16 protein-coding genes and 3 pseudogenes are annotated in these 19,345 nt (G+C 38.1%); 14 read left to right on the forward strand and 5 right to left on the reverse strand.

What is annotated here, in order from left to right; translation table 11 throughout:
- From F4W09_RS17050 to F4W09_RS00020, 9 genes and pseudogenes are all read left to right on the forward strand, one after another.
- Positions 1-497: pseudogene (locus tag F4W09_RS17050) on the forward strand (hypothetical protein); the annotation flags it as partial.
- 7 nt (positions 498-504) lie between these two features.
- The gene (locus tag F4W09_RS00005; RefSeq protein ID WP_171492369.1) at positions 505-5,304 is read left to right on the forward strand and encodes an RHS repeat-associated core domain-containing protein; all 4,800 of its coding nucleotides are present in this window, start codon (positions 505-507) and stop codon (positions 5,302-5,304) included.
- Positions 5,291-5,731, forward strand: coding sequence for a hypothetical protein (locus F4W09_RS00010; RefSeq protein ID WP_151503641.1), 441 nt, complete (start codon positions 5,291-5,293; stop codon positions 5,729-5,731). The genes F4W09_RS00005 and F4W09_RS00010 overlap by 14 nt, the downstream gene beginning before the upstream one ends.
- Positions 5,732-6,015: 284 nt before the next feature.
- Positions 6,016-6,417: a hypothetical protein gene (locus tag F4W09_RS00015; RefSeq protein WP_151503642.1), complete on the forward strand. Its 402-nt coding sequence runs from the start codon at positions 6,016-6,018 to the stop codon at positions 6,415-6,417.
- Positions 6,418-6,420: 3 nt separating this feature from the next.
- The gene (locus F4W09_RS17245; RefSeq protein WP_171492367.1) at positions 6,421-6,720 is read left to right on the forward strand and encodes an immunity protein Imm33 domain-containing protein; all 300 of its coding nucleotides are present in this window, start codon (positions 6,421-6,423) and stop codon (positions 6,718-6,720) included.
- Positions 6,698-6,859, forward strand: coding sequence for an immunity protein Imm33 domain-containing protein (locus F4W09_RS17060; RefSeq protein ID WP_171492368.1), 162 nt, complete (start codon positions 6,698-6,700; stop codon positions 6,857-6,859). Before F4W09_RS17245 ends, F4W09_RS17060 begins: the two co-directional genes overlap by 23 nt.
- A 189-nt stretch (positions 6,860-7,048) precedes the next feature.
- Positions 7,049-7,177: pseudogene (locus tag F4W09_RS17250) on the forward strand (hypothetical protein); the annotation flags it as partial.
- 11 nt (positions 7,178-7,188) lie between these two features.
- Positions 7,189-7,350 (forward strand): annotated as a pseudogene (locus F4W09_RS17065) (PoNe immunity protein domain-containing protein); the annotation flags it as partial.
- Between the two features lie 339 nt (positions 7,351-7,689).
- Positions 7,690-8,286 carry a hypothetical protein gene (locus F4W09_RS00020; RefSeq protein WP_151503643.1) on the forward strand — a complete coding sequence of 199 codons (597 nt, stop codon included), beginning with the start codon at positions 7,690-7,692 and terminating at the stop codon, positions 8,284-8,286.
- Between the two features lie 161 nt (positions 8,287-8,447).
- Here the strand turns inward: F4W09_RS00020 and F4W09_RS00025 are convergent, their stop codons facing one another.
- Positions 8,448-9,263, reverse strand: coding sequence for an IclR family transcriptional regulator (locus F4W09_RS00025; protein WP_151503644.1), 816 nt, complete (start codon positions 9,261-9,263; stop codon positions 8,448-8,450).
- Positions 9,264-9,404: 141 nt separating this feature from the next.
- Here F4W09_RS00025 and pobA point away from each other — a divergent pair, with 141 nt between their 5' ends.
- Positions 9,405-10,619: a 4-hydroxybenzoate 3-monooxygenase gene (gene pobA / locus F4W09_RS00030; RefSeq protein WP_151503645.1), complete on the forward strand. Its 1,215-nt coding sequence runs from the start codon at positions 9,405-9,407 to the stop codon at positions 10,617-10,619.
- Between the two features lie 70 nt (positions 10,620-10,689).
- Here the strand turns inward: pobA and F4W09_RS00035 are convergent, their stop codons facing one another.
- Together F4W09_RS00035 and F4W09_RS00040 are read right to left on the reverse strand one after the other, a co-directional pair.
- Positions 10,690-11,241: a GNAT family N-acetyltransferase gene (locus F4W09_RS00035; RefSeq protein ID WP_151503646.1), complete on the reverse strand. Its 552-nt coding sequence runs from the start codon at positions 11,239-11,241 to the stop codon at positions 10,690-10,692.
- Between the two features lie 112 nt (positions 11,242-11,353).
- Entirely contained in the window at positions 11,354-11,683 is a 330-nt protein-coding gene (locus tag F4W09_RS00040) for a hypothetical protein (RefSeq protein ID WP_151503647.1), read from the reverse strand.
- Between the two features lie 539 nt (positions 11,684-12,222).
- Between F4W09_RS00040 and F4W09_RS00045 the strand changes: the two genes are divergently transcribed.
- Positions 12,223-12,969 carry a hypothetical protein gene (locus tag F4W09_RS00045; protein WP_151503648.1) on the forward strand — a complete coding sequence of 249 codons (747 nt, stop codon included), beginning with the start codon at positions 12,223-12,225 and terminating at the stop codon, positions 12,967-12,969.
- A 312-nt stretch (positions 12,970-13,281) separates the two neighbouring features.
- Here the strand turns inward: F4W09_RS00045 and F4W09_RS00050 are convergent, their stop codons facing one another.
- Both F4W09_RS00050 and paaZ read right to left on the reverse strand, forming a co-directional pair.
- Positions 13,282-14,724, reverse strand: a complete 1,443-nt coding sequence (locus tag F4W09_RS00050) for a spinster family MFS transporter (RefSeq protein WP_171492371.1) — start codon at positions 14,722-14,724, stop codon at positions 13,282-13,284.
- Positions 14,725-14,916: 192 nt separating this feature from the next.
- A complete protein-coding gene (gene paaZ / locus F4W09_RS00055) occupies positions 14,917-17,001 on the reverse strand; it encodes a phenylacetic acid degradation bifunctional protein PaaZ (protein WP_244948532.1) in 2,085 nt (694 codons plus the stop codon).
- Positions 17,002-17,286: 285 nt separating this feature from the next.
- Here paaZ and paaA point away from each other — a divergent pair, with 285 nt between their 5' ends.
- From paaA to paaC, 3 genes are read left to right on the forward strand one after another with little or no spacing between them, the layout of a single operon-like run.
- On the forward strand, positions 17,287-18,231 hold the full coding sequence (gene paaA / locus F4W09_RS00060) for a 1,2-phenylacetyl-CoA epoxidase subunit PaaA (protein WP_151503651.1): 945 nt from the start codon (positions 17,287-17,289) through the stop codon (positions 18,229-18,231).
- A gap of 30 nt (positions 18,232-18,261) precedes the next feature.
- Positions 18,262-18,552 (forward strand): 1,2-phenylacetyl-CoA epoxidase subunit PaaB, encoded by a 291-nt coding sequence (gene paaB, locus F4W09_RS00065; protein ID WP_016167097.1) that lies wholly within the window; start codon positions 18,262-18,264, stop codon positions 18,550-18,552.
- A 17-nt stretch (positions 18,553-18,569) separates the two neighbouring features.
- Positions 18,570-19,325 (forward strand): 1,2-phenylacetyl-CoA epoxidase subunit PaaC, encoded by a 756-nt coding sequence (gene paaC, locus F4W09_RS00070; protein ID WP_151503652.1) that lies wholly within the window; start codon positions 18,570-18,572, stop codon positions 19,323-19,325.
- Positions 19,326-19,345 lie beyond the last annotated feature (20 nt).

Here is a 19,345-nt window from a genome sequence, read left to right on the forward strand (position 1 = left end):
GTGCTAAATCTAATCTGCCGCCACCACCTAAAAAAACAATTGGGAATTTAGAGCTTTTTAATAAATATGAACTATCTCAGGGTGTTATGTCTAACTACACAGTTGTAGATTCATTAGGTAAGACATTTACTGGGAAATTAAATAAAGAAGGGTATGCTTTGGTTTCAGGTTTAGCGACAGGGCGTGTACAGATACTTTTTGATAAAGATGAAAGAAATCCATTTGATCCTGCTAGTGAATTTAATAATCAACTTAAATTTGATGTTAAAAAGAAAGCATCAGACGGGCTAAATAATGTGGCTAAAGGATTACAAAAGACTATTAACACTCAATTTAAAGAGCTCTTACAAAATCCTACTCAAATGAAAAATGAAATTAAAAAAATGAAGAATATAAATGGAACTAGTGCTATTCAATTATTTCAAGAATTATCAAATTCACAGATTAAAAACAACAATAATTTAGCATTACCGAATTTAATGAATTTTAGAGGATAAGCTAGACATGAGTGATATTGAAAATAATAATGAACCTGTTCAATTAGCAACAATCGTTGTAACTGCTGAAGCTATTGAAGAGGATGGGGTAAATCTTGCAAATGATTTCGATGCTTGGTTAAGGAAAATTAGTGATGGATATATAACGTTAGACAGACTTGAAACAGTTGCTAGTGTTGTACCTGTCGTTGGTAATGTTATTGCAGCAGCTAGTACTGTATCAGTAATGGTTGATTTTATTGAAAGAGATTTTGAAGTAGAAAATTTAGATTGGGTTTTGTTATGTATTTCTATTTTAGGTATCGTACCCGCGATGGGATCTGCAATAGCCCCATTTAGAGTCACTATAGGGAAAGTTTCTAAAGCAGTTCAAAAGCAAAAAAAAGTATTAGCTAAAAGTAGCCTAAATAAAAATGAGGTTGATTTACCTGAAATTATTTTTAATCTAATTGAAAATGATCTTTGGTTTTTTGCAGCTGGAAATTTAGAAGGCTTTGTAAACGAGGCAAAAGTAAAATTACCGACATGGTTAGATGAAGTTGCAAAAAAAGGTGATGAGCTAATTTCAGGATTAATACAAGGTATTGATGATATCGCCAATAAACCAGCAAGTGATTTTGTAAAAAATATAAATGCAGATATGGAAAAAGACATAGCTGGTTGGTATGAACCTAAAAAGCCAGTGCGTAATTTTTTTAAATATTTAGGAAGCTATTATAAAAACTTTAGTGTTAATACATTTAAATCAACATGGCAAATTGCATTACCAGAAGACATAAAACAAATTTTACGTGAACAATTACCAAAATTAAATAAATTGAAAACTGAATTAATAAACAAAGTAAAGTTTATGGGGGACGCTAAAAATGCCGAAAGTATTGCGTGGTATGTTGAAGTATTTGCAGCTGGTTTAGCCGGAAGAAAAAGTAAAAGAAAAGGTGGGCATGTTCCTGCAAATCAAACGGGGCAAGCCCATAATCAACACGGGCAAAACCCTAGTGAGGTTGTTCCAGGGCAGAAAAAAACACATGAAGATACAACTCCAAATTCATGCTTGAATTGTCCTGCACCTGTAGATACAGGTTCTAGTATTAACTTTGCACTAGGTTATGAGTCTATTGAGCATTTAGATGCGCGATTAAACAATATATTAGGCATAAATGTTAGTCGAAAATATGCTTCAAATTTAGTTCAGCTTGATGAAAGCGAGTTTGGTTCAAGATGGGTGTTGCCATGGACTATACAAATTGTTCAACATCATAAGAATAAAAATAAGTGGCAATTTATTGATGAAAATGCGCGATCTATAAATTTACCTGATATGAAAATTGGGCAGAAATATCATCTGGAAATTGAAAATTTTTCAATCAAAATGATTGATGAAAATACTATAGTAATAATTCGTAGAGATGAAACAGTTTATTATTTTGAAAAGGATTTAAAAAGATTCCGTTTAAGTGCTATTCAATATCCGAAGGGATTTTCTTTAGGAATACGTTATGACCATAAAATAAAAAATAAAGCTGGTTATGATAAAACCTTAATCTCAGATATAGTGCTTAAGCAAGGTGATAAGGAGTTATTCCATATTGCTTGTGAATTGAGTAAAAATGGATTAATAAATAAGTTATGGTTAATTAAAGATAATCAATTATTTAAAAAACTAGCTGAATATCAATATGACATTAATGGAAATTTAACGGAAGCGATAAATGAATATGGAGCATCTCATCGATATAAATATTCAAACCATTTAATTACTTATTATTCAGATTTAACAGGACGTGGAATGAATTTAGCTTGGGATGGTACTTCGTATCTTTCTAGAGCTTTTAGAGAGTGGGCAGATGATGGGAGCTTTGAGGTTACTTTAACTTGGTCAAATCGTTTTAGATCTACAACTGTAAAAGATATTACAGGAGCAGAAACGGTCCACAATTATGACATTGATGGATACACGACATCAATTGAATATGCGTCAGGCTTAGAGGAGTGGTTTTACCGCGACCATGCAAAAAGAATTACTAAGCATTTTGAACCTAACGGTGCAGTAACTTGTTTTGAATATGATGAATCTGGAAATTTAGTTAAAAAGATTCAACCAGATGGCTCGATAATCGTGATTGCATACGATGAAAAAAACCAACCAGTTGCAATTTCTGATGCGAATGGTGGTCGATGGTTCCGAGAATATGATCAAAAAGGAAACATAATAAAAGAAATTGATCCGCTTAAACGAGAGATAAAATACAACTACAATGAATCCGGTTTGCCAATAAGTATTACTGATGCAAAAAATGGAGTTAAAACCTTACAGTATGATAGTGCTGGAAATCTTGTGGAATTTACGGATTGCTCAGGTAAGTCGAGTAAATGGGTATATGATAATGATGGAAGATTAGTTTGCAGTGAAAATGCTTTAGGTCATAAAACTGAATATTTTTACTCAGTCGAAAATCATGAAGATAGTAGTTTATTACGCAATGCAAATGGTCAATTAGAAACTATAAAATCTCCAGATGGCACGGTTGTAAAATATATACATGATGCAGAAGGGCGTGTATTGGTTTTTGAAGATTCAAATAATCAAGTTACTCAATACAAATATAATGAAGCAGGGCTTATTGTTGAAAAAATTGATGCTAATAATCATAAATTGAAATATGAATGGGATTTACTTGGTCGGTTGAAAAATTTATTTAATGAGAATGGAGCAAAATATGAGTTTTTTTATGACAAAGTTGGTCGTTTAGTTAAAGAAATAGATTTTGATGGAAAAAATACCGAATATAATTATCGTTATTCAACTGGTGAGTTGGTAAGTACAGTAGAAAAAGTGGTTTCAGGTAAAGATAGAGTTCAGCTATTCGAATTCGACATTAATGGACGACTAGAGCAACGTAAAATCGGTTTTGGATCAATCGAACATGAATTAGAACAACAATTAATTGAAGAGTTTGCATATGATTCACATGGGAGGCTTATTTTAGCGAAGAACGCTGAAAGTCAACTGAAATTCTTTTATGACCCTGTCGGAAATTTGAACATTGAACATCATGAAGATTTTATAGCTAAAACTACTGCCGTTTGGAAACATGGCTACGACGAAATTAATGATCGGATTAAAACAATACGTCCCGATGGTCAAAATATAGATTGGCTTACCTATGGAAGCGCTCATGCACAAAGTTTGATTGTCAATGGTCAAGACATTGTCAGTTTTGAAAGAGATGATCTACACAGAGAAAGCATCCGTCACTATGCTAATGGGATCAGTCAAGAGCAACATTATGATGTAATGGGGCGATTAGTTCAGCAGCAAGTTATTCGTGATCATGAGTTTGGCTATCAGTCATCGATTAAACAACAAAATAATGCACTTAAAGATTCGCAAAAACTAGTCCAGCGTTTATACAAGTATGATAGAACAGGACAGTTAACAGATATTAAGGATACTCGAAGAGGAAGTATCAGTTATAAGTATGATCCTGTAGGCAGATTGCTAGAGGCGAATGGTAAATTAGGCAAAGAAACGTTTGATTTTGACCCAGCAAATAACATTATCGATCAATATAATAAAAATAAAAACCAACGCGATTCTCAAACAGTTGAAGAAAAACGCTATGGTTATAATCGACTTGTTAATAACGTGGTTCAAGAGTATCTTGATCAGCAATATCAGTATGATGCTTATGGTCAGCTCACTCGGCAAAAATCAAGTCAAGGTGATTTAATTTTAGAATGGGACGCATCAGGGAGATTAGTACATAGCCATAATGCTCAATATACAACTGTTTATCGTTATGACGCTTTAGGTCGTCGGATTCAAAAACTTAGTAAGCACCACTATACAGGTGCTGAACATAACATCATCTATGGATGGGATGGTGACACATTGGCTTATGAATCGACAGAACAAGTCACCAAGCATTACATTTACGAAAAAGACAGCTTTGTACCAATGCTACAAGCTGTCTATCAAAGCCCTATTGAATTACATCAAACACCTGATTGGTCAGATAAACCATATAGTGTACATCGTGATCCACTATGGAAAATCACCAAGCAAAGTAAAGGCTTTGATGATGTATGGTTCTATCACTGTGACCACTTAGGTACGCCGCAGGAAATGACCGACCATACAGGTGCAATTATTTGGAAAGCCGAATATAAAGCTTGGGGTGAATGTAAGGTTGAAAAAGTAAAAACTAATTTCTTTGAAAATTCAGAAATTATTTCAAATAACATTCGTTTCCAAGGGCAGTACTTCGACCAAGAAACAGGATTACATTACAACCGTTATCGGTATTATTCGCCTTATGCAGGACGGTTTGTAAGTAAAGATCCGATAGGATTGTTGGGTGGGCATAATGTTTATGCTTATGCGCCGAATCCAGTGGAATGGGTTGATCCTTTGGGACTCAATCCTAAGAAAACACCTGCGCAGTTAACAGCAGATAGGGCGAGGTCCGAATTAGGTAAAACATCTGGTGCCGCAGCGAATTTACAAGTAGGGAATATCAATATTACAGGTATAAGTGGTAGAGTGGGTAAAGATGTTCATCCACAATTACAGAAAGCTCTTGACAATGTTCCAGAGGATGAACAGGCACCTTGGCATGGCAATTGTGCAGAAGTTGATGCGATTAACAAAGCCTTAAAACAAGGTATTAATGTTGCAGGTGCTACAGTTGATGTCGTAAATATCAATTGTAATGATAAACGTCATGGAACTCATAAACCTGCATGTAGTAGTTGTAGTAATGTTTTGAAACAATTTGGGATACATAGTAATGACAGAAAATGATCAAAAAATTATTGACATATTAGATCAGATGCATGATATGCCGCTAGATAAGTCATATTTAGTGTACATAACTTTTTGTTATAAAATTATCCCTTTGTTAGATAATGATAAAATAGGTTCAGATTATATTTTAGACTCAGTTAGTAAGGCTAAATCTTTTTGGTTTGATAAAGAAAGTAGTGTTACTGAAGATGAAATAATTTCCAGGAGAGTTAATATTATAAGGTATATGAAAGAAGAAAATATTTCATATGATATTAATATTAAACCAGAATTAAAGTTTTCGATTATACCTTTATGGACTAGACCACCTTCAGTGGATATTGGGGATAGTTTAGATTGGGGGCTTTCTTTGCTTAAAATAATTAATATATCGGACAATGTTATTAAAGTTAAACTTTTAGAGGCATTACAATCTGTAAATTAATTAAAAGTATAGAGTAGATTTCTTGCGAAAGTGGTTTTTTAAATCATTTGGCTTTGTGTAATACCTTATAAATCAAAGGTCGTGCCTGCTTACATTTTGACTAACGCAAGACGTCTATTGTACTGCTGAAGTAACTAGAAACAAAGAAATTATAGGATAGTAAAAATTAAATTAATTATTATCTATTTATTAAAATACAATAGCTTATATTTTGAATATGACTGTCACCGCTTCCGCCAAATTTTGAATTAAGCCCTTGTATTTGCAAGGGCTTTTTCTTACCTATGCTTTTGTCCCACATAATTGATCCGTTGGGATTAGCTGGTTTTACAAAGGATGGTAAAGGTAACGACATTCCTTTAGATGCATATAGGATTTCTGATAAGACAATGTTTGAGCCAGACCCTTCAATTAAAACAAAATATAAACGTAAACTAGGTACAACAAGTGATCAAAAAGATTTAGTGGCTGGGCAGCCTTGTGTTGTTTGTGGAACAACAAATAATATTCAAGTACCAGATCATAAAGATGCATTGGTAGTCGAGTATTATAGGACAGGAAATAATGATACTGTTTTACAAAATAGTACCAGTGCTGTACAAGCCCATTGCAGTAAATGTTCATCTATACAGGGTGGTAAAGCTTCATCATTTTCTAAAGAGATGAGAAAGAAATTAGGAATTTAAATTATGAGTAGTTTATTAAATATTCAAGAGGAAATTTGTAAAAAATATGGTTCAAACTTTGAACCATTAGATTCTAATGAGATGGTTGCTATTGCTATTGCTATTGCTATTGCTATTGCTATTGCTATTGCTATTGCTATTGCTATTGCTATTGCTATTGCTATTGCTATTGCTATTGCTATTGCTATTGCTATTGCTATTGCAATTGATCAAATGCCAATTAATGGAATTAGACATTTTTTGAAAGGGAATGAAAAAATATCTTGGTTTATATATTGTGGTGAGTTTTCAGAAAAAAATTGATTTTTTTAAGCCTATGCATGCTGAGCATTTAGAAGATTTTCTAGCAGAGGTAATACCATATTTAGCATTAGAAAAGGGGTTTCGATTTATCATTGATGATACTGGTTATGAAGATGTTTGGACAGCAGATGAGGATTAGATGTTTTGAAAGTTATCAGCAAACTGTTGAAAAAAAGGCTATGGCTACAACCGCTTAGTCAGTAACGTTGTCAAAGAATACCTAGATCAACAATACCAATATGATGCATACGGACAGCTCATTCGGCCATATACATCCCACTCAAGGTTTAAATCGCCTTGACTAGATTTTTTTCGTAATCATCCTCGGTTTCGATTTTTAAATTTGAACACTTATACAAAACAGTTGCAGACCACCACTAATAAAATAATAGATCGACTCATTAATGTTTTCGATAGCTGGATGACCAGAGCGGTCTTGGGAAAAGCCCGATTACGGGAGTAATAAAATTGGAATATCAAGTCAATGATCAAGAAATAGATTGGCAGAAATGGTTTGATCAGGAAATCAAAGATTCGGATAGTTATAGGGGTAGTTTTCTGGAAGCAGAAATGTATCAAAGAAGATTTAATACCGTTCTAAATGGCATTTACTCAGTGACTGATGGCTTTAGTAATTAACTCGAATCCTACTTAAGCCGATATTTTCACAAGATGAATCATTGGCTTGTTTGTATAGTAGTATTGTTAGTCATACAAAATTCCGAAAATTATATAAAACAAAAGAAACACATAATGAATTGAGTGAAGCATTATAGTACTGATTTTTATCTAATTTTATGTTTTGTAATATAAGGTATCCATGGTATTGACTTTGTCTTGTTGTGGTTAAAAAATAGACTTGATAAGAATGATAATCTTGAGTTTCATTCCTTTTTTTAAGCTATGGCAGGTGTAGTGTAGAACGGAAGTTTATATTACACACTTAACCTCAAAATCGGAGGATATGCCATGAATTTCCTCAAATTTTTAATAACTGCTGGATGTATTTCTTTATTATCGCCCATGACTTTCGCTATGGACGATTACAACGGTTCTAATATGGACATGGCAATGCATAGCTCACATTCCGTCGATGATAAAAAAGCGATGATGAGTGCTATGAGTGCAGCACCAATGAATGTCAGTGCAGAAGCGACCATTATGGCAATGGATGCCAATGGGAAAATGCGTGTTTTGCGTAAAGGAAAAAATAACTTTACCTGCATGCCCGATAACCCTGCAACACCTGGCCCAGATCCCATGTGTATGGACCCCGCTGCACTTGCATGGGCAGAAGCTTGGATTGGTCATAAAAAACCAGTAGAAGGTAAAATTGGTTTTATGTACATGCTTATGGGCGGGACTGATGCGAGCAATGTCGACCCTTATGCCACCAAACCAACCGAAAACAATCATTGGCTGCAAACAGGTCCACATGTCATGATTGTGGGTGCATCACAAAGTTTTTATGATATGTATCCCAAAAGTGCGCAACCTGATACCACAGTTCCTTATATCATGTGGTCAGGAACCCCTTATCAACATCTCATGATTCCTGTGAAATAAGCGAATACAGCACTTATTTTTATCTCTTAAAATTGAAAAAAAGCCATGTAATTATCATGGCTTTTTTATGCTGAATATATAGTTGCTATTCATTCAGTACATATTCTGGATTAAATATCCAACATTTAGAGGTTTGAGTAGGGCCTAAGGTTGAGGATGTTTTAAATTAAGCAACGCAATTCATTTGCCGCATGTCTCAACAACGGTAAAACTTGCTGAATTAAATACTCTTCACTGGTACGGTTACTTTGCGACATACAATTAATGGCGGCAATAGTCTGACCTTGTGTATTTAATACGGGTACTGCTAGCGCAATAATACCTAACTCATGTTCTTCTTTAGACAGGCAATAATCCGATAAAGCCACTTTCTCGAGTTCGGTATAGAATTGATTTCTATCGGTAATCGTTAAAGGAGTTAAACGCTTTAATCCATACTTTTCTACCCAAGTCTGTTGCTCCTCTTTCGATAACGCGGCTAATAAAACTTTACCTGTCGAAGTGGCATGGGCAGGCAGGCGATTGCCCAAATGCATACCATATGGATTGACCCGAAACTGATCTTGTTGTGGTAGATAACTTCGGGCAATCGGCACCACTTCATGTTCATCTAAAACCACCATGGAAAAGGTGAGCGATGTCTGTGCACAGAGTAAGTTCAGTAAAGATTGCGCCACTTTAGGCAGATGTGCCGAACTTAAATAAGCGCTGGAAAAACGCAACACCCGCGGGGTGAGCCAAAAATAATGTTCATCGGTTTCCAAATAACCTAAAAACTTCAGGGTTTTTAAATGTCGTCTCGCTGCAGTACGACTGATGCCTGTGCGTTCAGCCACTTGGGTCACATTCAGGCGCTGTCGATCGACTCCGAAGGCTTCCAAAATATGTAAGCCTTTGGCTAAACCTGCAATGTAATCGGCTTGAAGTATAACGTCTTGTGAATGTGGATGTATGACCTTGTTTTGCTCAGCTTCCATACTGCTTATCCTGAAAAATGAATTATTTTTGTCCGATATTCGGACAACTCTAATGGTATACGGTCAATTTCAATATGGCGATATAGCTCAAAAAAACATCCCAGCGTAATCTGAAACAAGGAACGAACAAGGATGAACAGCATGGAAATTGTAAAAACCAAAGTGGCAATTATTGGTTCAGGTCCCGCAGGGTTGTTACTCGGACAGTTACTTTATAAAGCAGGCATTGATCATATTATTATTGAGCAGCGCAGCGCTGACTATGTTGCGTCGCGTATTCGCGCAGGAATTTTGGAACAGGTTTCGGTGGATTTGTTGACTGAAGCAGGTGTCGATCAAAACCTTAAGGCGCATGGTTTACCGCATTCAGGCATTGAAATTCTGACTCAAGGACAAAAGCATCGACTGGATTTAGCTGCACTGACAGGCGGTAAGCAAGTGACCGTGTATGGTCAGACCGAAGTGACTAAAGATTTAATGCATGCCCGTGAGCAAGCGGGTTTGAGCTCATATTATGAAGCACAGAATGTGCAGATTGATGATTTTTATATGCAGCCGAAAGTGACTTTTGAATATCAAAATCAGTCGTATCAAATTGAGTGTGATTTCATTGCAGGTTGTGATGGTTTTCATGGCGTGTGTCGAGCTAGTGTGCCTGAAGACAAGATTAAAACCTTTGAAAAAGTCTATCCTTTTGGCTGGTTAGGTGTGTTGGCGGATGTGCCACCTGTGGCAGATGAGTTGATTTATGTGCAGTCGGAACGAGGCTTTGCCTTATGCAGTATGCGTTCAGAAACCCGCAGCCGTTACTATTTACAAGTGCCATTAACCGATCATATTGATAATTGGTCTGATGAGCAGTTTTGGGATGAATTGAAAAATCGTCTAGACCCTGAAAGTCGGGGAAAATTAGTCACAGGTCCATCGATTGAGAAAAGCATTGCACCACTGCGTAGCTTTGTAACTGAACCGATGCGCTTTGGAAAACTGTTTTTGGCTGGCGATGCGGCGCATATTGTCCCACCGACAGGCGCGAAAGGTTTGAATCTGGCAGCATCAGATATTGCCTATTTATCCAGTGCCTTCATTCAGTATTATTTAGATGGCTCCGAGCAGGGCATCGATGAATATTCGGAAAAATGTTTGCAACGGGTGTGGAAAGCAGAACGTTTTTCTTGGTGGATGACGCATTTATTGCATCGTTTTGAAACCGAAAGCGAGTTTGATCATAAGATTAAACAGGCTGAATTGAGCTATATCCTCGGTTCATTGGCTGGGCAAACCACATTGGCAGAAAACTATGTCGGTTTACCGTATGAAATTAAGCATTTAAGTGAATTTCAGCAAGCCAGTTAACCCATTTTTTTCTATTCTAAAAAGAGAGCACAATGCTCTCTTTTTTATTTTTAAACAGATGGAATTGAGTTTAACCATCCAGAGGATCTAGAGGGGTCGTAAGCGTTAGTTGATAAAATGCGGCATCTAACCAACGCCCAAATTTAAACCCTGCCTGTTGAATCGTGCCTGAATGGCTAAAGCCGAGTTTCTGATGCAACTGAATGCTGGCAGTATTGTCGGCATCGATACAGCCCACCATGACGTGCAATTGTTGCTGTTGTGCTTTTTCAATCAGTGTCTGCATCAGAATTTTACTCAACCCGCAACCGCGATGCTCATGGTGAATGTACACACTGTGCTCAACCGTATATTTATAAGCAGGAAAGGCTCTAAAACTTCCCCATGTTGCAAAACCGAGTAATTTTCCAGTCGGGTTGATAATGCCGAGTATAGGAAAATTCTGCTCTCGTTTGGTCGCAAACCACGTTTGCATATTTTTTAATGTGCGTGGCTGATAGTCATACAGGGCGGTGGAATTTAGTATCGCCTCATTCAGAATCTCTAAAATAGCAACGGCATGCTCGGTTTCATTACATTCAATCAGTTTAAACTCGGTTAAAGAGGCTTCACTTTGTGACATCGTAGGTTCCAAGCAGGTGTAAGGCGCATATTGTATGGGATTTTTCTATCTTCAATCGCTAAAACATAACGATAAGGCTCTACATTTGGATTGATAAAAATAATGGGATGATCTACACAGAGGGCAAGGTCATCGCCCTGATACAGTTGATAAGTTTGTTCACCCAATTGAATCTCAAATTGCCCAGTGATAATCCAGATTGGCTGCTGCATGGCATGATGTCGTAGGTGACGTGTGCATGTACGGGAAAATGCACTTCGACCAGTTGCGTTGAAGTTTTCAAGCCCTGAGGAGGGAGACTACGACGAATATAGCCAGATTCAGGATCTTGCCAAACGGGTTGCTCTGCATGACGTAACAGCGGATCAAAGGATGTGAGGAATTCCATGCCACTGAATACATTGGCAAGCGAAACTCCCAGTCCATTCGTCAGATCTTCCAAGGTATAACCTCGCTAGACCTAGTTCACGAATACGCTGTGAAATCTGTTGATGTATATCCATGTCAGCATCTGATCAGGATTTAAAATCCAATATATTAGAAATAATTTAAGATAATAGATTTTTACCGCAAAATGATGCTAATCAATATCCTGAAGATACAGTTTCGAAGATGGGAATCGAGATCAATCAACAACAGATCACTGGCATTTATTGAAAAATCATCAAGAAGCATGAATGAAGACGGGATTGAATGTGCTTGATATCTTATTGCAAAATCAATAACTATTTGGACATCTATTCTTCATTCATCTGGGCAATTTTTTATTTTTTAGGAGTAAATGAGACTACACAAAACCATGGGGCATTGTTGAATAAGTAATCGTGGAACATGATGAACTATTAAAAAATTCCAAGACATCTGACTTGGGTTTTATTAAGTCAATTAAAATATTGAATTATAATAAATAAAACAAAAAAAATCGTATAGCGTGTATTGTGTTAATTTTAGATTTTCTTAACTTTAGAGGCTATGTATTAGATGAACATTAAAAAAATATTGCCTGCTGTATTCAAACAAGGTTCTCAAATAATCGCAGCGACTACAACTCCATTACTTCAAACATGGATTCCAGACCCTACAGGAATTATTCCAAATTCCATTGGAGTAGTAATGACTACAGTTGGTGAAACCATAGCAGATACATTAGATAGAAATATGTCACAGCAAGAAGTTATGCGTACGAATAAGGCTTATATTTATTTCGTAGAAAAATTAGAAAGAAATTTAAACCAAGGGCTTCAAATAAGAAATGATGATTTTTTTATATCTCCTGTAGGATACAGAAAGCCTGCAGAAGAACTATTTGAAGGGATGCTTGTAAAAGCAAGAAATCAATATGAAGAAGCAAAAGTTGAATTTTTTTCCAATTTATATGCAAATGGATGCGTAGATCCAGATCTTTCCCCACAAATGATCTCATTATTTATTTTGATTTTAGATAGATTGAGTTTTAATCACTTAGATCTACTTAATAGATTCGAAATATTAGGGCAAGAATCTTTGTGGCAGGCTAACGATGTTTATACTTTACAAAAAGAAAATCTACCTCTACTAACTTGTATAGAAGAACTCAAGAATCTAAATCTAATTACTCCTACCTTTTGGGGTGACTCACCTCTATTAATTACTGATTTAGGGGAAAAATTTATCAACTCTATTGAGTTTAAGGATATATTTGAATTTACTCATAATGAATGTATTTCTAGGAATAATCCTGCTAGGTAGTAATTTAACCGAAATAGTAGAGATCAAATTCCTTTAAAATTTCCCCCTATTTAACATAATGGCGATTATACGAAATTAAAATGTTAGAACCCATTTAAAGTGACTAAGTTAGATACGACTCTCTGTTCATTTCTTTGTGAGATCTGGTGTCTATTAGAATAAGAATATGTATCTTATAAAGTAAGCGGGGGTAGAAGTGATTTCTGCTCAATGATCCGTTGAAAATAAACAGATCCAAAACGTCTTATCGTGAGTAAATAAAAAAGCGAAAGGAGAACCTTTCGCTAGAGAGGGTTGAAGTACGCAAATTTATTATGCGTGTTCAGCCGCTTTTTCAACTTGAATACTGTCACGATAATATTGGCAGCCTTTGTACAGTAAGAATGTCCCCAATACGCCCGCTACGGCATTTACAATCGAAATTGAATTACCCACCATCACGGTATTTTGGAAATATTTATCGGTGATTAAAGCAACTGCCGTGGTGCCAATGCCTAATGCAATCAAGTTTGACACCAAAAGGAACTTGGCTGAGACTTGGGCACGTAACTGGTTTGGCGTGAGCATTTGTGTTGCTGCCGCTGAGGCTGGAATCGGGAAGGTCGAGAAGAACATCGCTACAAAAATTAGTGCAAATGAGAGGTATATGTTATCCACTTGGGTGAATAAAACACTTGGAATAATCAGGGCTGCACAGCCGATCATGCCGCTACGAATTGCTGCATCGCTGTAGCCACGTTTAGAGAACCAGTCGATCAGCCAACCGCAGAATAATGCCCCCGACGTATTGGCAACCAAAATAATTATCCCGAGGATATAACCTGTTTGGCTGGCATCTAAACCATGATTACGCATATAGAACGCAGGTGCCCAACCGAGTAAGGCATACAGCATCATGGTGTAAAAAGAGAAACCGATGAAATGACAGAAGAAGGTCTTTTTATGGGTTTTGATAAAGGCAATTGAGTTTTTGAAAGAGGCTTTTACCACTTGACCATCTTGACCAATTTTTAAACCCTTACGCTCAGGCTCACGCACGGTCAAAATCATCAATAACGCCAATAATACCCCGGGTAAACCGACAATCATAAAAGTCAGTTGCCAAGTTTTAATTTCACCAATCAGCGGTAGGGTCACCAAGTTTACATTTTTAAGTAAACCAATCACGTACCCCCCAATCAGGAAGGCAAGCCCTGAACCAATAAAGGCACCAATTGCATATAGACCAAGGGCACGACCGAGTTTTTCTTTAGGAAATAGATCGGCAACAATCGAATAAAACGCTGGCGAAAGCGCCGCTTCACCTGCACCGACACCTAAACGGGACAAGAACATTTGTAGAAAATTCTTGCTTAGGCCGCACGCCGCCGTAGCAAAACTCCAGAAGGCAATCCCAATCGCAATAATTTTAATCCGTGATTTTTTGTCGGCAAGGGCTGCAATCGGTACACCCATAACCGCATAGAACAATGAAAATGCTAAACCTTGCAACAAGCTGAATTGGGTGTCGCTCAGCATCAGGTCATGTTTAATTGGTTCAATCATCAAGGATAAAATTTGACGATCTACAAAAGAGAGAATGTAGGCCACCATACAAATAATCACGACATACCAATGGTAGGCGCTGCTACGGCTTTGCGCGGTTGGTTCATGCGTAGGCGAATGTTCTGAAAGTGGGTCGTGTTCAAAATTTTGTGCTTCAGGTTGAATCGTCCTTTCAACCAGTTCTATATCGATGGATTTATCGTTCATCACGCAACTTCCTGTGCTGACTGTTTGAGGTTATTTGATACTTTTATATTTATATTTATATTTATTGTGTATCGTCTTATTTTTAATCTACGGGTTAAAGCAGGCGGGGTCAATTACTTTGTGATAAAAAGATACAATTATTTTTTATTATAAAAAAAAGAGAATCAAATGATTCTCTTTTGTTATACGTCAGACTTAGGCAGCCCGTTCAACCAAGGTTAAAATATCATAGGTGGCCACCAATTCATTACGCTGGTTTTTGACTTTAATGTCCCAAACCACCACACCATGCGGTTTTTGCTCTGGATCACGCAATGGTTTTGGTGTTTTTTGCTTACAGGTCAATTCGACTTGAATGGTATCGCCAATTTTTACGGGTTCTACAAAACGCAGGTTATCCATACCATAATTGGCAATCACTGGACCTGCTGCGGCGTCTACAAACAGACCAGCAGCGGCAGAGACAATGAAATAACCATGTGCCACGCGATCACCAAACAGAGAATCTGCCGCTGCAATCTTATCCATGTGTGCATAGAAGTGGTCGCCACTTAAGCAGGCAAAATTCACAATGTCTGCTTCGGTTACGGTACGACGTGCTGTAAGTAAACGTTCACCCACACGGAGTTCATCAAAGTCTTTTTTGAATGGGTGTACGCGGTCTTCAAACACTTGTGCACCTGCTGTCCAGCTATGACCGACTTGGGTCATGGCATTTGGTGAACCTTGTAAAGCGGTACGTTGCATATAATGTTTTACGGCACGTAAACCACCAAGTTCTTCACCGCCACCCGCACGTCCTGGACCACCATGCACCAAGTATGGAAGTGGTGAACCATGTCCAGTACTTTCTTTTGCGCTTTCCGCATCCAGAATGTGTACACGACCATGCCATGGGGCAATTTTGGTAATGAGAACTTCGATATTTTCATCTACATTACGCACCACGGAAGCCACCAAGCTACCTTCGCCACGTGCAACTAGATCTGCCAATTCAGCCAGATTTTGATACGGCATCAGGGTAGAAACTGGACCAAACGCTTCCACTTCATGAATATGTTGTGCTTGAGTCGGTTGTTCACAAACCAATAAAGTTGGTGGATAAAATGCGCCTTTATCGGCATTTTTCGCTTGAATTTCGAAGTCTTGGCGTAAGTGACTACCCAATACCACTTTAGCATCTTGGCTAAGTTGTTCCACTTTTTCCGCAACGCTGAACTTTTGTTTCACACTCGCCAAAGCACCCATGGTCACGCCCTCAATTTCAGGGTCGCCCACCACGACTTTTTGTAGCTTAGCCACTAAACGCGTTTGTACGGTTTCGAGTAAAGCTGCGGGAACAAAGGCTCGACGGATCGCCGTACATTTTTGTCCTGCTTTGGTGGTCATTTCACGGAACACTTCACGCACAAACAAATCAATGGTTTCGTCGTTGGCGTGTTCAGTCAAAATCGCACTGTTAACAGAATCGGCTTCCATACAGAATGGAATTGAATAGTGGTTTAGGTGTGGATTTGCACGTAGGCTTTGACCTGTTGCTGCTGAACCTGTGAAAGTTACGGTATCTTGTGGATTTAAATGTTCAATTAAATCATAAATTTGACCGCAGATGAGTTGCAGTGAACCTGCTGGTAGGAAGCCGCTTGCCAGAATGTCTTTTACTACTGCATGGGTAAGCTCAGCACCTTCAGTTGCAGGTTTCACAATACATGGCACACCCGCCAATAACGTTGGTGCAATTTTTTCTAACATGCCCCAGATTGGGAAGTTGAAGGCATCAATATGCAATGCCACACCCGCTTTAGAGGTTAGAATATGTTTGGCACCGAAATTGCCGTGTTTTGATAATGGAATCCATGCATCTTCTACTAGCGCAGTTTCATCACTCAGTTCACGACGTACAAGGCTTGAGTAAGCAAATAAGGTTCCAATCCCGCCTTCAACATCAATCCATGCATCTTTACGGGTACAGCCCGTTGCTTTAGCCAGTTCGTAATAGTGTTCTTTACGTTCTAATAAATATTGCGCCACTTGTTTTAGGGCATTGGCACGTTGGTGGAACGTCCAAGTCGCAATGGCTGCACCTTGCTTTTTCGCATAATCCACAATGGCTTTGGTGCTAATGCCATGGCTACTCACTTGATAAATCGCTTCACCTGTAATGGCATGATAAACCGTACGTAATTCCGCCTGAGAAGAATATTCCTGTCCATATACCAAAGAACTTAGGGTTTTAAGGGGCTGAGCTTGGTGCTCTTCAGTTGTATCGTGTTGCTCCATTGAGTTGTTGTCTAACTCTAGCATGGTAAAACTCCTTTTATGATACGTTTTTAACTGTATTTTAGTTTTGATGTTTCATAATTTGGTATTAAAACGTCTGAAAGTCAATCGTAATTCGTATGTAAAAAAATCAAACTAAAATTTAATTCAAACTAAATTTATTAAAAACAATATCTTAAGCACAAGTGCAAAATTTAATTAAATGATACCTTAAAAATAATATTGATTTTATTTGTGTATCGTTTTAATTTAACTGTAACGACACTTGGGATAAGTGAGGGAAAAATGAATAACCAACAACAAGCTTTTGATCAGCGTATTGAAAAGGACATTTCAATTGAGCCAAAGGATTGGATGCCAGATGCCTACCGTAAAACCTTAATTCGCCAAATTGGTCAACATGGCCACTCTGAAGTCGTGGGCATGTTGCCAGAAGGCAACTGGATTACACGTGCACCATCGTTAAAACGTAAAGCAGTATTGTTAGCTAAAGTCCAAGATGAAGCAGGACATGCCTTGTACCTTTACAGTGCTGCAGAAACTTTAGGTGCTGACCGTGATGACATGATGGATAAGCTCATCGCAGGCCGTATGAAATATTCATCGATTTTTAACTACCCAACTTTAACGTGGGCTGATGTGGCTGCGATTGGCTGGTTGGTGGATGGTGCTGCCATTGTGAATCAGGTTGCGCTTTGCCGTACCTCTTATGGTCCTTATGCGCGTGCCATGGTGCGTATTTGTAAAGAAGAAAGTTTCCATCAGCGTCAAGGCTTTGAAGCGATGATGCAATTGGCAAATGGCACTGAAGAACAAAAGCAAATGGCGCAAGATGCGGTGAATCGTTTCTGGTGGCCAGCCCTGATGATGTTTGGCCCAAGTGATGATAATTCTCCAAATAGTGCACAAAGCATGCAGTGGAAAATCAAATTATTCAGTAACGATGCTTTGCGTCAAAAGTTTGTCGACAACACCGTGCCACAAGTCTTGCAACTCGGTCTAAGCGTTCCAGATCCAGACTTGAAATTCAACGAAGACACTGGTCATTACGAATTTGGTGAGGTGGATTGGAATGAATTCTTTGACGTGATTGCTGGTAAAGGTCCATGTAACCACGAGCGTATTGAAGCACGTCGTAAGGCATGGGAAGGCGGTGCATGGGTACGTGAATCTGCCGCCGTGTATGCCAAGAAACAGCAAGAACAGCAGCAAGCACAGAAAGTTGCTTAATTCAGATCAGAGATGAAGGGAAATAAGGTCATGGATAACAAAAATAACTGGTCACTTTACGAAGTGTTTATCCGTAGTAAACAAGGTTTAAGCCATCGTCATGTGGGCAGCTTACGTGCATCAGATGATGAAGTGGCACTGCAAAATGCACGTGATGTGTATACACGTCGCAATGAAGGCATCAGCATTTGGGTGGTAAAATCTGAACTGATCACTTCTTCTCAACCAGATGAAAAACCAGAGTTTTTTGATCCGTCTTTAGACAAGGTGTATCGCCACCCAACGTTTTACAACATTCCAGATGGCATTGAGCACATGTAAGGGAAGGGAGAAAAACGATGAGTACACAAGTTTTAGCAGAATTCCTGTTACATGTGGGCGATAGCCAACTAATCCTGTCACACCGTTTGGCAGAATGGTGCGGACATGCACCTGAATTAGAGTTGGACATTGCCTTAGCCAATATTGGTCTAGATTTGTTGGGTCAGGCACGCACAGCTTTAAGCCTTGCAGGTCAGATTGAAGGTTTAGGCCGTGATGAAGATCAACTGGCGTATTTCAGAACCGAACGTGAATATCGCAATTTATTGTTGGCTGAACAGCCGAATGGTGATTTTGCACAAACCATCGTGCGTCAATGGTTGATGGATCATTACCATGCATTGTTGTTGGCAGCTTTAACCAATAGCAGTCATGCTGATGTTTCTGCTTTTGCACTCAAATCTTTAAAAGAAGTGAAATATCACTTACGTTTCTCGACCACATGGATGGAGCGTTTGAGTTTAGGGACTGCTGAAGCGCATGAAAAAACTCAAAATGGTTTAAACCAGTTATGGCGTTTTACTCAAGAATTGTTCCAACTTAGCACTGCTGAAATGCAGTTGGTGGATGCAGGTTTAATTCCAAATCTTGAAATTTTAAAAGATCAATGGCTTGAGACAGTGCAGTCAGAATTGGCCCGTATGCAACTCAGCCTTCCAGAGACTGGTGCCTATCGAAGTGGTGCAAAACAAGGACTGCACACGGAACATTTAGGTTACATCCTCGCAGAAATGCAATACATACAACGTTCATATCCAAATATGGCTTGGTAAGACGAAATCACAGGGAGTGA

It is taken from the genome of Acinetobacter tandoii (genome assembly GCF_008867985.1).
Lineage (GTDB): Bacteria > Pseudomonadota > Gammaproteobacteria > Pseudomonadales > Moraxellaceae > Acinetobacter > Acinetobacter tandoii.